Source organism: Dactylosporangium maewongense, assembly GCF_039531485.1.
GTDB classification, from domain to species: Bacteria; Actinomycetota; Actinomycetes; order Mycobacteriales; family Micromonosporaceae; genus Dactylosporangium; species Dactylosporangium maewongense.
Map to the genome: position 1 here is coordinate 170310 of NZ_BAAAQD010000017.1, position 12455 is coordinate 182764.

At 74.0% G+C, this 12455-nt stretch carries 10 protein-coding genes and 1 riboswitch; of the genes, 3 read left to right on the forward strand and 7 right to left on the reverse strand.

Annotated features, from left to right (window positions below; all coding sequences use genetic code 11):
* Nucleotides 1–19: 19 nt before the first annotated feature.
* From ABD332_RS36865 to ABD332_RS36875, 3 genes are all read right to left on the reverse strand, one after another.
* The gene (locus ABD332_RS36865) at nucleotides 20–1009 is read right to left on the reverse strand and encodes a C40 family peptidase (protein WP_344507554.1); all 990 of its coding nucleotides are present in this window, start codon (nucleotides 1007–1009) and stop codon (nucleotides 20–22) included.
* A 7-nt stretch (nucleotides 1010–1016) separates the two neighbouring features.
* Nucleotides 1017–1196: riboswitch (cyclic di-AMP (ydaO/yuaA leader) on the reverse strand.
* A gap of 121 nt (nucleotides 1197–1317) precedes the next feature.
* Entirely contained in the window at nucleotides 1318–2574 is a 1257-nt protein-coding gene (locus tag ABD332_RS36870; protein ID WP_344507556.1) for an MFS transporter, read from the reverse strand.
* A 70-nt stretch (nucleotides 2575–2644) separates the two neighbouring features.
* Nucleotides 2645–3262, reverse strand: coding sequence for a TetR/AcrR family transcriptional regulator (locus tag ABD332_RS36875; RefSeq protein WP_344507558.1), 618 nt, complete (start codon nucleotides 3260–3262; stop codon nucleotides 2645–2647).
* Between the two features lie 62 nt (nucleotides 3263–3324).
* Here ABD332_RS36875 and ABD332_RS36880 point away from each other — a divergent pair, with 62 nt between their 5' ends.
* Both ABD332_RS36880 and ABD332_RS36885 read left to right on the forward strand, forming a co-directional pair.
* On the forward strand, nucleotides 3325–4317 hold the full coding sequence (locus ABD332_RS36880) for a protein kinase family protein (protein ID WP_344507560.1): 993 nt from the start codon (nucleotides 3325–3327) through the stop codon (nucleotides 4315–4317).
* 63 nt (nucleotides 4318–4380) lie between these two features.
* Complete coding sequence (locus tag ABD332_RS36885; protein ID WP_344507562.1) at nucleotides 4381–6537, forward strand: SNF2-related protein; 2157 nt, start codon at nucleotides 4381–4383, stop codon at nucleotides 6535–6537.
* 7 nt (nucleotides 6538–6544) lie between these two features.
* Here ABD332_RS36885 and ABD332_RS36890 read toward each other — a convergent pair whose 3' ends face one another.
* Nucleotides 6545–8785, reverse strand: coding sequence for an Hsp70 family protein (locus ABD332_RS36890; RefSeq protein WP_344507564.1), 2241 nt, complete (start codon nucleotides 8783–8785; stop codon nucleotides 6545–6547).
* Nucleotides 8786–8814: 29 nt separating this feature from the next.
* Here ABD332_RS36890 and ABD332_RS36895 point away from each other — a divergent pair, with 29 nt between their 5' ends.
* Nucleotides 8815–10053 carry a hypothetical protein gene (locus tag ABD332_RS36895; RefSeq protein ID WP_344507566.1) on the forward strand — a complete coding sequence of 413 codons (1239 nt, stop codon included), beginning with the start codon at nucleotides 8815–8817 and terminating at the stop codon, nucleotides 10051–10053.
* Nucleotides 10054–10065: 12 nt separating this feature from the next.
* On the opposite strand, the gene ABD332_RS36900 is transcribed toward ABD332_RS36895, so the two are convergent.
* From ABD332_RS36900 to ABD332_RS36910, 3 genes are read right to left on the reverse strand one after another with little or no spacing between them, the layout of a single operon-like run.
* Nucleotides 10066–11535 carry a hypothetical protein gene (locus tag ABD332_RS36900; RefSeq protein ID WP_344507568.1) on the reverse strand — a complete coding sequence of 490 codons (1470 nt, stop codon included), beginning with the start codon at nucleotides 11533–11535 and terminating at the stop codon, nucleotides 10066–10068.
* Nucleotides 11511–12068, reverse strand: coding sequence for a signal peptidase I (gene lepB, locus ABD332_RS36905; protein ID WP_344507569.1), 558 nt, complete (start codon nucleotides 12066–12068; stop codon nucleotides 11511–11513). Before lepB ends, ABD332_RS36900 begins: the two co-directional genes overlap by 25 nt.
* Entirely contained in the window at nucleotides 12065–12364 is a 300-nt protein-coding gene (locus ABD332_RS36910; protein WP_344507571.1) for a YciI family protein, read from the reverse strand. Before ABD332_RS36910 ends, lepB begins: the two co-directional genes overlap by 4 nt.
* Between the last annotated feature and the right edge of the window lie 91 nt (nucleotides 12365–12455).

Here is a 12455-nt window from a genome sequence, read left to right on the forward strand (position 1 = left end):
GGCAGACTACCGTCCGTGACTACGCGACCCTGCCGTAGCCGTACAGCGTGTCGATGTCGACGGGAGCGACCTTGACGACCGTGCGGCTGTTCGGGGCGTGGATGATCTGGTTGTTGCCGATGTAGATGCCCACGTGCCCGAGGCCGTTGTAGAACACCAGGTCGCCGGGGGCGAGCTGGCTGCGGGAGATGTGGCGGACCTTCGACCACTGCTGCGCGGCGTTGTGCGGCAGCGTCACGCCGGCCGCCTTCCACGCCATCATGGTCAGGCCCGAGCAGTCGAACGTGTTCGGTCCGGCCGCGCCCCACACGTACTTCTTGCCGAGCTGCGCCCAGGCGTAGTTGACGGCCTTGCCGGCGTTGCCGGACACGGCCGGCGGCTTGGCCGGGGTCGTCGCCGGGGGCGGGGTGGTGGTCTTGACCTTCGCCGCCGCGGCGGCCGCCTCGGCCTTGGCCTGCAGCGCGTCGAGGCGGGCGATGTCACCCTCGATCTTCTTGCGGCGGGTCTCCAGCTCCGTCTTCTGCTGGCTCTGCGCGGCGAGGGTCTCGTCCAGGCGCCGCTGCTCGGTGTCGAGCGCGCCCTTCGCCGCCGTGTACGCCGCCAGGTCCCGCTGCTGGCTGTGCGAGATCTGCTGGAGGGTGCCGACGCGGGCGGTGAGCGTGTCGGTCGACGTCGCCCCCAGCATCAGCGACAGGGTGCCGAGGTCGCCCCCGGTCTTGTACGCGTTGACCGCGAGCGCCGAGGCGTTGTCCTGCGCCGTCGCCATGGTCGCCTGCAGCGGCGCCATGTCGGCCCGGAGCTTCGTGATCGCCGCCTGGGTGGTCTCCAGGTCGCCGTTGACCTTGTTGTACAGCTCGACGACGTGCTCGACCTCTTGGTTGCCCTTGTCGATCTGGGCCTGGAGCTCCTGCGGCGTCGGGTCCGCCTGCGCGGCGCAGGCCGGGGCGATCATTGCCGCCACCGCCAGCGCGACGACCGAGGCGCGGAGCGTCGTACGTCCGTTGAACACGGCACAGTCCTTCTTCGCTGACCGCCTACCGGGTTAGCTGACGGATTCGGGCGAGAAGAAGGCGCGCCCTACCGCGCCCCGGTGTGGCGGGCGCGGATTCACCCCATGGGGAAGCCCCGATTGGTTCCCCGGCTCACCGGCCGCACGCATCGTGCCCGCGCGACCGACAACTCGGCGGTGGCTGCCCGGCCACCCCGGCGGGGCGGGCGATGTCCGGCAGGCCGGCCCAAACGTAACGCCGGACCACACTGCCGGCGCTCGATCTAAGCCACACTTAACGTAGACACAAGACTGACCTGCCCGGCTCGTCACCGGTGGCGGTCGGTGGAGCGGGCCATGACGGCCAGGCCGGCGACGGCCAGCAGGGCGAGGGCGGCCGGGATGAGGAACACCCGCGGGAGCCCGATGGCGGCGGCGCCGGTGCCGCCGGCCGCACCGCCGAGGGCGGAGGCGAGCGCGGTGGAGCTCATGAAGATCGCGGACGCGGTGGCGACGGCGGTCGGCAGGAGCCGCTGGGCGACGATGATGCCGAGCGTGGCGAAGACGCCCCACACGCCGCCCATGAGGATCTGCCCGGCGAACAGACCGGCGGCGTTGCCGGTGACGGCGAAGCAGACGTTGGCGGCCACGCCGAACCCGGCGCCGAGGACCATCAGCTCCATCATGCCGGTCCGGCGGGCCACGACCACGGCGACGGGCATCAGCACGATCTCGACCAGCGGCTGGATGCCGATGACCGCGCCGCTGAGGCCGGCCGGGAAGTGCAGCTGGTCGTTCATGTACAGCGGGAGGTACGCGTACTTGACGGGCTCGCCGGCGTACACGAGGACGTAGAGGCCGGTGAACGCCAGCAGCGGCAGCATCGCCCGCAGGCCGGGGCCGCGGTGGCCGGCCCCCGGCGCGTCGCCGGGTCCGGCCGGTGCCGCCGGTGCTGTCCGGAGCGCGCCGAGCGGCACGATCTGGGCGAGCGTGCAGACCGCCGTGGCGACCAGCATGGTGCGCAGCGACGTCTGCGCCGCCAGGAACGACCCGGCCACCGGGCCGACGACCCAGCCGCCGGTCAGGGCCATCCGCACGACGGCGACCACCCCGTCGTTGTTCGGGCCGGGGTGCGCCTTGAGCTCGTCGTGGACGGCGGCGAAGAGCTGCGACGTCGCGGCGCCGCCGAACCCGCCGACGACGGCGCTGATGACGTAGGGCATCCACAGCTCGGTCGAGTACGCGATGCCGATCCAGCCCACGAACCCGGCGGCGGCGCAGACGCGGAACAGCCCGAGACGGCGCCCGGTGCGGTCGGACCGCCGGCCGACCAGGAATCCGGCCACGGGCGCGGCCAGGTTCGTCAGGTAGAACAGCCCCGCCGCGGTGAGCGAGGCGTGCAGGTCGTTGACCAGGAACGTCGCGATCTGCGGGGCGGCGGCCGAGAAGCCGAGCGCCGACAGGAACACCGCGAGCGTGGCGCCCCGGTAGAGCGGCGACGCGAGGGTCAGCCGCAGCGCCGACGCGTGCGCCGTGGGCTTGTCGAGCGCCGGATCCGCCGGCTCGACCTGCTCGGGAAGGACCATGTCTGCGTGCCTCCGCTCCGCGCTGCGGGGCAGCGGCTCGGCGTGATTCTTCCAATGGAAGAATCTGGGGTCAAGCGGCTCCGGGCCCGTCCGCCGGCGACGAGGGGAGCAGCCGCTCGAGCAGGGCCAGCGCGCGCCGTACGTCCACCGCCTCGGGATCGAGGAGCCACTGCAGCTGCAGCCCGTCGGACGCCGCGATGACCAGCGACGCCGCGTCGTCGGGATCGATGTCCGCGGCGATCGCGCCGGCGCGCTGGCCGGTGCGGACCCGCTCGGCGAGGTGCGAGCGCAGCAGCCGGAAACGGTCCCGCACGAACTCGTGGGTGAGCGGGTGCTGCCCCGCCTGCAGGGCGTCCGTGGTCAGCGTGGCGTAGAGCTCGACCAGGCCAGGGATCGTGCGGTTGCGCTCGGCGCTGCGCTCCATCAGCCGGACCGCCGACACCCCGTCCTGCGGCGCGTCGCCGTGTTCGACCTGCTCGTGCGCCCGGTACACCTCGACCAGCAGCTCGTCGCGCGACGAGAAGTAGTACCGCAGCGCCGCGTGCGAGACCCCGATCGCCGCACCGATCGCGCGCAACGACGCGTCCACGCCCCGCTCCGCGAACAGCGCGATGGCCTGGGACAGGATCTCCGCCCGCCGCACCGCGGCCTTGCGGTAGGAGCGTCCCTCTGTGCCGTCGTTGCCCATGCGCGCATCGTACGGAGCGCCACCCGCCCCCGGCGGCGCCGCGCACGGGCTAGGCTGCCGCCATGTCCCGGCTGAGCAGGTTCTGCGCGGTCTCCACGGAGCTGGCCCTGCTCAGCGACGCCAGGCTCGCCAAGCTCGTCGACAACGCCCAGGCGCTCGGCGTCGGCGTCGGCGGCGCCTCGGCCCTGGTGGACGTCGCCGGCACGCCGGTCTTCGCGAAGCGGCTCGCGCTGACCGACCTGGAGCGGCTCCCGCGGCACGTGCGTTCGACGGCGAACCTGTTCGACCTGCCGACGTCCTGCCACTACAGCGTCGTCGCGCACGGCGGCGGCGGCTTCGGCGCGTGGCGGGAGCTCGCGGCGAACACCATGACGACGAGCTGGGTGCTGGACGGCAGGACCGAGGCGTTCCCGCTGCTCTACCACTGGCGCGTGCTGCCGGGCGCGCCGCCGCCCGCCGAGGAGCACCAGGACATCGACCGGGCCGTCGCGTACTGGGACGGTTCGACGGCGGTGCGGCGGCGCCTGGAGGCGCTCGCGGCGGCGTCGGCGAGCGTGGTGCTGTTCCTCGAGTACGTCCCGCAGCGCCTGGACGCGTGGCTGCGCGAGCATCCGGACGCCGTCGGCACGGTGGAGCGCCGCCTGAAGACCGCCGTCGCCTTCATGAACGCCAACGGGCTGCTGCACTTCGACGCGCACTTCGGCAACATCCTGACCGACGGCGACCGGCTCTACCTGACGGATCTCGGGCTGGCCACGTCGCCCCGGTTCGAGCTGACCGCGCAGGAGCGGGCGTTCGTCGTACACCACCGGGAACACGACGCGAAATACGCCGTGCGGGAGCTGCTCAACTGGATCGTCGCCAACGTCGCCGGGATCACCGGGCCCGCCGAGCGCCACGCCTACCTGCGCCGGTGCGCGGCGGGAGCGGCACCCGGCGGGCTCCCCGCACCGCACGCGGAGATCGTCGCGCGGCACGCTCCGGTCGCCGCGGCCATGAACGACTTCTTCTGGCAGGTGTACGGCGTGACCCGCACCCCACCGTTCCCGGAGTGACCCGCCGAGCGGCACCGGCGCTGTATCGGTACCTTCAAGAACATGTATGCCGGCGCAGCGAGCATGAGGCCGCGGGAGGCGCGTGCCCTGCTGGCGCGGGCGGGCGAGATGCAGGGCGACGCCGAGACGGTCACCGGGACCGTGGCGGCGGCGCGGCAGGAGGTCGTCGCGGCGTACGAGGTGGCGCGCGAGCCACAGGTGTGGGACGCGATCGGCAAGATGTCGATCGAGACGGTCAAGGACACCGTGGACGGCCGGGCGCGGCTCGACGAGCTGCCGGCGCACGGGATCTGTTCGGTGGCGGACGTGCTGCGGTCCGGGCCCGAGCGGCTCACGAAGGTGCCGGGGATCGGGGCGGAGACGGCCCGCAAGACCATGACCGCCGCGGAGCAGCTCAAGCGGGCGGCGACGGACTCGCTGCAGTTCAGGATCGAGTTCGACCCGAAGAACGCGGACATGACGCGGCTGGTGCGGGCCCTCGCGGTGTGGCGCGGGGTGTGGCAGGCGGCCGGGGCGCAGGAGACCGACGCGCAACGGTGCCAGGAGCGGCTGGAGGCGCAGCGGCCGATGGCCGGGCCGGCCGCGGCGGGCCCGTGGCGTCGGATGTTCATGCGGGCCGCGCACAGGGCCGCCGCGGTCGAGGCGGCGCAGGCCGTACAGGCGACGCTGCAGGAAGCGGAGCAGGCCGGCCTGCCGGAGGCGGCGCGGGAGGTGCGCAAGGTCCGCACGCCGGGCGACCGGTGGGTGTGGCGGGACTTCGAGCGGCACTCGGCGGACTACTACGGCCTGCTCAGCCAGGTCGTCGGGCTCGGCGGCGACGTCGCGGCCAGCGAAGGGTTCCTGCCCGCCGACATCGTCGAACGCGTCGGCGCGCAGCAGCTGGACACGTCCCGGCTCAGCGACAGCCTGCGGCTGCGCGGCTACCAGTCGTTCGGTGCGCGGTTCGCGCTGGTGCAGCGGCGCGTCGTGCTCGGCGACGAGATGGGGCTGGGCAAGACGGTGCAGGCGATCGCCGCGATGGCGCACCTGGCCGCCCGGGGAGCGACCCACTTCCTGGTCGTCTGCCCGGCGAGTGTACTGATCAACTGGTCCCGCGAGATCGCCCGCCACTCGACGATTCCCGTCGTCACGCTGCATGGCAACGGGCGGGCGCGGGCGGCGGCCCGGTGGCGGGCGCAGGGCGGCGTCGGGGTCGTCACGTTCGGGTCGCTGGGCGCGGTCCCGCTGCCGCCGCCCCGGCCGGCGCTGCTGGTCGTCGACGAGGCGCACTACGTGAAGAACCCCGACGCGAAGCGTTCGCAGGCGGTGAACCGGGTCGCGGCGGAGTCCGACCGGGTGCTGTTCCTCACCGGCACCCCGATGGAGAACCGCATCGACGAGTTCCGGGCGCTGATCGAGCACCTGCGGCCGGAGATCGCCGCGGACATGGGGCCGGAGCACGCGGCGATCAGCGTCGAGGCGTTCCGCCGGGCGGCGGCACCGGTGTACCTGCGGCGTAACCAGCCCGACGTGCTCACCGAGCTGCCGGAGCTCGTGCAGGTCGACGAGTGGGAGGAGTTCGGCGCCGAGGACGCCGCCGCCTACCGCGCCGCGGTCCAGGAGGGCAACTTCATGGCGATGCGGCGGGCCGCGTTCGTGACCCGCCGCCCGCGTGACTCGGCGAAGCTGACCCGCCTGCTGGAGCTCACCCAGGAGGCGCTGGCGGCCAAGCGGCACGTGGTGGTCTTCTCGTACTTCCGTGACGTCCTCGCCGTGGTGCACGCGGCGCTCGGCGCCGACGCCCGAGGGCCGATCACGGGGTCGACGCCGGTGGCCGACCGGCAGCGCATCGTGGACGAGTTCACCGCCTCCCGGAAGCCCGCCGTGCTGGTCTGCCAGATCGAGGCGGCCGGCGTCGGCGTGAACATCCAGGCCGCCTCCGTCGTGATCCTGTGCGAGCCGCAGGTGAAGCCCTCGATCGAGGCCCAGGCGATCGCCCGCGCCCACCGCATGGGCCAGGTCCGCGCCGTCCAGGTCCACCGCCTGCTCATCGCGGACTCCGTCGACGAGCGCATGATCGAGATCCTCGGCTCGAAGGCCCAGCTCTTCGACGCGTACGTGCGGCACAGCACGATCGCGCAGGCCTCGCCCGGCGCCGTGGACATCTCCGAGGTCCAGCTGGCCCGGATGATCGTCGCCGAGGAGCAGCAACGCCTCGCCGGCGCCCTGGTCAACCAATGACGTCCGGCTATTCGGCCAGGCCGCGGAGCCGGCGCTTGATGCGGTGCGACAGGGTGGCGTTGCGCTCGGCGACGTGCGCGAGGCGGTCGCGGGCCTTCGCCGCCAGCGGGCTGTCGTCGCCGAGCAGCCGGGGGAGCGCCGCCGCGGCGTCCCGGTAGATCTGCTCGGCCTCGTCGGTGTCGCCGCCGTCGGTGAGCCGGCCGGCCAGCTCCAGCCGCAGCTGCCACGTGCGGGGCCGGTCGCGGCCCATGACCTCGTCGGCGGTGCGCAGGGCGGCGCGGAGCTCGGCGATCCCGGTGGCGCGGTCGCCCGCCTCGATCAGGCAGTCCCCGAACCGGAACCGGGCGAGGACCGTCCGGGGATGGGCGTCGCCGTTGAGGTCGCGGTGCTTGCCCAGCGCGGCCCGGGCGACGCGGACCGCGTCGGCGTGGATTGCCTTGACCTCGTCGGCGCGGGCCGGGCCGGCGGGCACGGCCCGCGCCTGCCGGGTGCGCAGGTGGCAGTACGCGTCGGCGGCCGTCAGCCGCAGCGGGTGGCCGTCGCCGTGCTCGCGGAGCCGCCGGTTGAGCGCGGCCGCCTCCGTCCGCGCGGCCTCCCAGTCCTTCCAGGCGCTGAGCGCCCGCACCAGCGCGAGCCACGTCCGGTACGTCGCCGGGTCGTCCGCGGCGAGGCGACTGCGCTGCGCGTCGAGCACCGCGCGGAGTGCCGGCTCTGTCCGCGCCCGCGACTCGCCGAGCGAGATCTCCACGACGGTGGCGAGCGCGCGGGTGGCCAGGGTGTCGGGGTCGTCCGGGCCGGCCGCCCGGCGCTGCTCGTCGTGCAGGGCGTTGACCCGCGTGAGCACCCGTACCCGCTCCGCCCGCGACAGTCCGACCTCCTCCACCCGGCACCGAGCCAGGTGGTGGCGGGCCTGCAACGCCACCCGGTCGCCGGCGCCGTGCGCGTCCCGGACGAGCTGGAACTGCCGGGCGGCGGCTTCCTGGTCGTACCGGAGCAGCAGCAGCTCACCCCACAGCAGCCGGCCGGCGTCGCTGGGCGCGGTCCCGACCAGGCCGGCGATGGTCCGCTCCGCCTCGACGAGCCTCCCGTGCCGGTACTGGTACTCGGCGTAGTGGAGCCGCTCGCCGTCGTCTTCGTGCGGGACTGCCGGCTCGTCGGGCGCTGGTGCACCGCCTGCGGTCGTCCGGCGCGGGGCCACGGTGAGGCTGCCCTCGGCGACGGCGAACTCCGGCTGGTCCGGCCGCACCGGCGGGATCCGGAACCGCTCGAGCAGCATCGTCGACACCAGCGGCAGGCGGCTCGCCCCGCCGACGAGATAGACCGCGTCGAGCTCGCCGGGGCGCAGCCCAGCGTCGCGCACCGCCTCGAACGCCGCGCGGACGGTCCGCTCCACGACCGGCCGGGCCAGCCGGTCCAGGGTCTCCCGCCCGAGCACCGCGTCGGTGTCCAGGATCGGCACGTGGACCGACGTCGAGCCGGCCTCCGTCAACGCCTCCTTGGCCTCGCGCAGGTCGTCGCGGAACAGGTTGCCCGCCCGGCGGGACGCGGCGTCGCCCGGCGCCCGCAGCTGGGCCCAGCCGGGCCGGTCGCCGTACACCTCGGCGAGATGGTCGAAGATCGCCTGATCGATGTCGAGCCCGCCGGCGTCCGGCAGCCCCGCCGAGGCCAGCACCGTCAGGTGCTCGTCGCAGCGGATGACGGACGCGTCGAACGTGCCACCGCCGAAGTCGTAGACGAGCACCCGGGCCCCGGGCCGCACGCCCACGTCGTGCCGCACCAGGTGCGTCCCGGCCGCGACCGGCTCCGCCACGAGGTCGACCTCCGCCACGCCGGCACACTCCGCGGCCACCCGCAGCACGTCCTGCCGGAGCCGCCCCCAGCCGGCCGGATGTGTCAGCGTCACCCGCCGCACGCGCTCGCCCCCGGTCAGCTCGCCCGCCGCCCGGAACACCCGCCCCAGCACCGCCCCGACGAGGTCCTCCACCCGCACCTCGTGCGCCCCGAGCAGCACCCTGCCGTCGTCGACGCGCTTCTTCGGGTGCGGCTCGAAGCACTCCGGCCTGATCCTGGCGGCCCGCAACGCATCCCGCCCGACCAGCAGGCTCCCGTCCTCCTGCGCACACACCGCCGACGGCAACAGGTTGTCCCGCCCGAACACCAGCCTGCTCCGCCGCCCATCCGGTCCGGCCAGCACCGCCGCGGTGTTCGACGTCCCGAAGTCCACACCCAGCCGGTATCCATCGACCACGCCTGCAGCCTAGGCCCTACGCTCACCGGGTGCCCGACACCGACCGCGCCCGCCTGGCCCGCATCTCCGCCAAGCTGACAGCGGCCCGCGCCCTGCCGTCGCTCCCACCCGCGTTCGGCGTGGAATCACACAAGTTCGTGCTCGAACCGCCGGTCCCCGAGGCGGCGGTGACCGCGTTCGAGGAGCGGCACGAGGTCACGCTTCCCCCGGCGTACCGGCTGTTCATCACCGAGCTCGGCGGCGGTGGGGCCGGCCCCGGCTGCGAATTGCTGAGCTTTGCGGGCGCGTGCAGTGATGCGCGGTGCCGGCCGGGGCACCTCGCACAACCCAGCCCGTACCTGCCGGGACCGCGGTACCCCGACGACTGGGAGCAACGCTACGAGGACCCGCCGGCGATGGACCGGATCTTCCTGCGCGGCACGCTGCCGATCGCCTTCCACGGGTGCACCCTGTACACGCGCCTGGTCGTGACCGGGCCGGCGCGGGGGCGGCTGTTCAACCTCGACACCGATGGACTCGGCCCGTACGTGGTCGAGGACGCCGACTTCCTGGCCTGGTACGAACGGTGGCTGGACGAGGTCATGGCCGGCTACGACGTCGGCTGGTTCGGCGAACGGCTCCCACTGGACGAGCCCGCATTGATCGCGGCCCTTGCCGGAGATCCGTCACCGCAGCGCCGCACCCGCGCCGGCGAGTCGCTGCTGCTGTCGCCGGTGATCAGCGAACAGGCCCGGACGGCCGTCGCCGACGCGATGTCCACCGACGGCGACCCCACCGTCCGGGCGCACCTGTATCAGCTGCTGCGGTGGCAACACCGTGACCCTCGCCGCACCCCCGCGAAGGCCGTCGCTGACGCCATCGCCAGGCACGCGAGGTCGCAGACCCCACCCGACATCGAGGCACTCACGGCGCTCGGGATGCTCACCCTCGCTGACGTCCTGCCGGCCCTGGCCGGCGAGGACCTCGAACGCCGCCGCCGCGCCGCGTACATCCTGGCCCGAAAACTTCCGAGGAACGACCGCGAGCGGGACGTCATCGAAGGCGCGGTCCGCGACCTGCTCGACGACCCCGACCCGCTGGTCCGCACCCACGCCGCCACCGCGGTGCGCGAGCACGCGCTCGGCGGCCTGAACTCCCTGCTCCGCGACCGCCGGCGAACCGAGGCCGACCCCTGGACGCAGGACTCCCTCGCCTGGACCCTCAACGGACCGTACCGCGACTGGTGGATCGATCCGGCATTCACCGGCGCGGACGACCCGCCGTTCTGATCCGGGGTGGTGTCAGCGGTTGAGGAGGCGGGACAGGCTGGCGACGACGGCGGTGGTGAGGACCCAGCCCATGATGATGAGGGTGGCCGCGACGTACTGGGTGGAGCCGGTGGCGTGCCAGGCCGAGTCGTGGCCGAGGTCGATGATGGGGAGCAGGAGGTCCAGCGCGTAGAGCGCGGGGTTCCAGTCCGGGGAGTCCGCCGGGGTACGGGCGTCCGGCGGCCACACGGTGAAGGCGAGCGTGCCGAGCACCCAGCAGGCCAGCAGCCACAGGGCGGCGAGCCAGGTGCGGTAGCCGTAGCCGACGAGGGCGTCGAGCAGGTAGCCGGCGAGCCGGCCGGGCCAGTGCTGCGTCGCGCGGCGGCGGCGGTGCTGCTCCAGCAGGACGCGGCGGGCCTCGGTGTCCTGGCCAGCGGCGCGGTACGCCGAGGCGAGCTGCTCGTAGGGTTGCGGCGCGTAACCGTCGGGGCTGCGGCGCAGCCAGTCGAGTCGCTGCCGGACGTCGACCGTGGCCAGGTGGCCGGGGTCGTCGGCGCCGTCGTCGAAGGTGCGCGGGATCAGCAGCCGGTACGTGCAGCCGACGAGGTCCAGCCGCTCCGGCCACACCCGCGGGTCGTCGAACAGCGTGTCCACCTTGAGTCCGGACAGCCGGACCCGGCCGTCGGGTGGGGTGCGGAAGCACATCCACAGGCTGCCGGCGGTGGTGCCGCCGAGGTGCAGCGCCCAGCGGTCCGGGCTGCGGACTCCTGCGTCGACGAACCGGACCTGCCCGCCGATCTCGGAGTGGATGAGCAGCAGGTCGCCGTCGGCGGTGAAGCCGCCGCCGGCGCGCAGGTTGCCGCCCACGCACAGCCGGTCGGCGCCGATCGCCCGGCCGTCGGGGTTGGTCAGCGTGGCGCCGTCGAGCAGGAGGTTCCCGCCGATCTGGGCGCCGCCCAGCCACAGCTCGCCGGCGGCGTGCAGGCCGTAGCCGCGGAGGCTGCCGCCGACGGTGAGGCGGGCGGCGGCGAGCGCGTTGCCGCCCGGGTTGTGCAGCCGCGCCTCCGACAGGTCGAGGTCGCCACCGACCCGGGTGTCGCGGAGGTCGAGCGCGCCGCCGACCTCCGAGGCGGCGCAGCTGACGTCGCCGCGCACGGTCGCGAGCCGGGCCTGCAGGGCGGGCAGCCGGCAGCGCACCAGGTGCAGGTCGACGAGGTCAGCGCCGGAGACGTCGACCGGCGCGTCGAACGTGCAGTCCTGGAACTCGACCGGCACCGCCACCACGGCGTGCGCGACGTCGAGCGGCCCCGTGACCGTGGCGCCGCGCAGCCGGAGCGCCGCCCGTGGGTGTGCCGCGCGGTCCACCGGCCGGCTCAACAGGTCGGCGAGCGCAGCCGCTCGTACCGACGCCGCCGCCGCCGAAAGGTCGACCAGATCGCCGGCGAGGAACCCCGCCCGGACCTGCCGCTCGGATGACGTCAGCGAGTGCGGGGGCCGGCGCATCCAGCGATGATCGCAGATGTCGCCGGTCGGCGCTCACCCGGCCACGGCGACGATCCGGTCGCTGGGGACGGTGCCGAGACAACGCGAGTCCATCGAAACATGCCGCGGCTGTCGCCCATCAGGAACACGTGGCCGGTCGCGACGTGCACGGGCCCGAACCGCCGCGACGCGCACCGGTCGTCCGGGAGGACGTCGAGGTCGGAGTTCTCGCCGAGGTACGGCTCGTCGAGGGCGATCCCGTCGACCGTCACCCACCCCCGGACGTCGCAGCAGGCGATCTCCGACCCGCCGACCGCCACGACCCGCGCCACGGACGCGCCGCGCCGGTCCCAGGACGAGGGTGCGGTGAAGACGACGACGTCGCCGGCGTGCGGCTGGTACGAGCCCGGTGGCACGCGCTTGGCCGTGAACCGCTGATCCGCGCTGAACTTCGGCTTCATGGCGTCGGTGGCCATCGTGTACTCGACGCGGTCGTCCGCGGCGGTGCAGCCGGCCAGCAGCAGCGCCGCGCAGAGCAGGATCCGCGGGGTCACGGGCGCCCCCGCAGCAGCGAGACGCGGAACTCCCGCAGCTCGCCGGTCGCGAACCCGCCGGCGATCGCGGGATCCTCTTCCATGATCCGCCGGGCCGCCGCCTCGTCGGGCGCCTCGAAGACCGCCACGCCGGTGTTGGTCTCGCCGAGCGTCGGACCCGCCAGGATCAGCACCCCGTCGGCCAGGAGCCGCTGCAACCGCTCGAAGTGCAGGCCCCAGGCGGCCCGCTCCTCGTCGGTCATGGTCGCCGCGAAGTCGGCCCGCGGCGGGTGAATGAAGTAGATCCATTCGGCCATGGCACCGATCGTCCCACGGGCCGCGCGGCGCCGGGATCTCCGCACCCTGCTTGGATGATAAGCGTAAAATGTCCGGATACGAGGCACGACG

Excerpts from the sequence above, each read along its gene's own strand:
- ABD332_RS36870 (WP_344507556.1), bottom strand. The coding sequence starts at position 2,574 with ATGGTCCTTCCCGAGCAGGTCGAGCCGGCGGATCCGGCGCTCGACAAG.
- ABD332_RS36875 (WP_344507558.1), bottom strand. The coding sequence starts at position 3,262 with ATGGGCAACGACGGCACAGAGGGACGCTCCTACCGCAAGGCCGCGGTG.
- ABD332_RS36880 (WP_344507560.1), top strand. The coding sequence starts at position 3,325 with ATGTCCCGGCTGAGCAGGTTCTGCGCGGTCTCCACGGAGCTGGCCCTG.
- ABD332_RS36885 (WP_344507562.1), top strand. The coding sequence starts at position 4,381 with ATGAGGCCGCGGGAGGCGCGTGCCCTGCTGGCGCGGGCGGGCGAGATG.
- ABD332_RS36900 (WP_344507568.1), bottom strand. The coding sequence starts at position 11,535 with ATGCGCCGGCCCCCGCACTCGCTGACGTCATCCGAGCGGCAGGTCCGG.
- ABD332_RS36910 (WP_344507571.1), bottom strand. The coding sequence starts at position 12,364 with ATGGCCGAATGGATCTACTTCATTCACCCGCCGCGGGCCGACTTCGCG.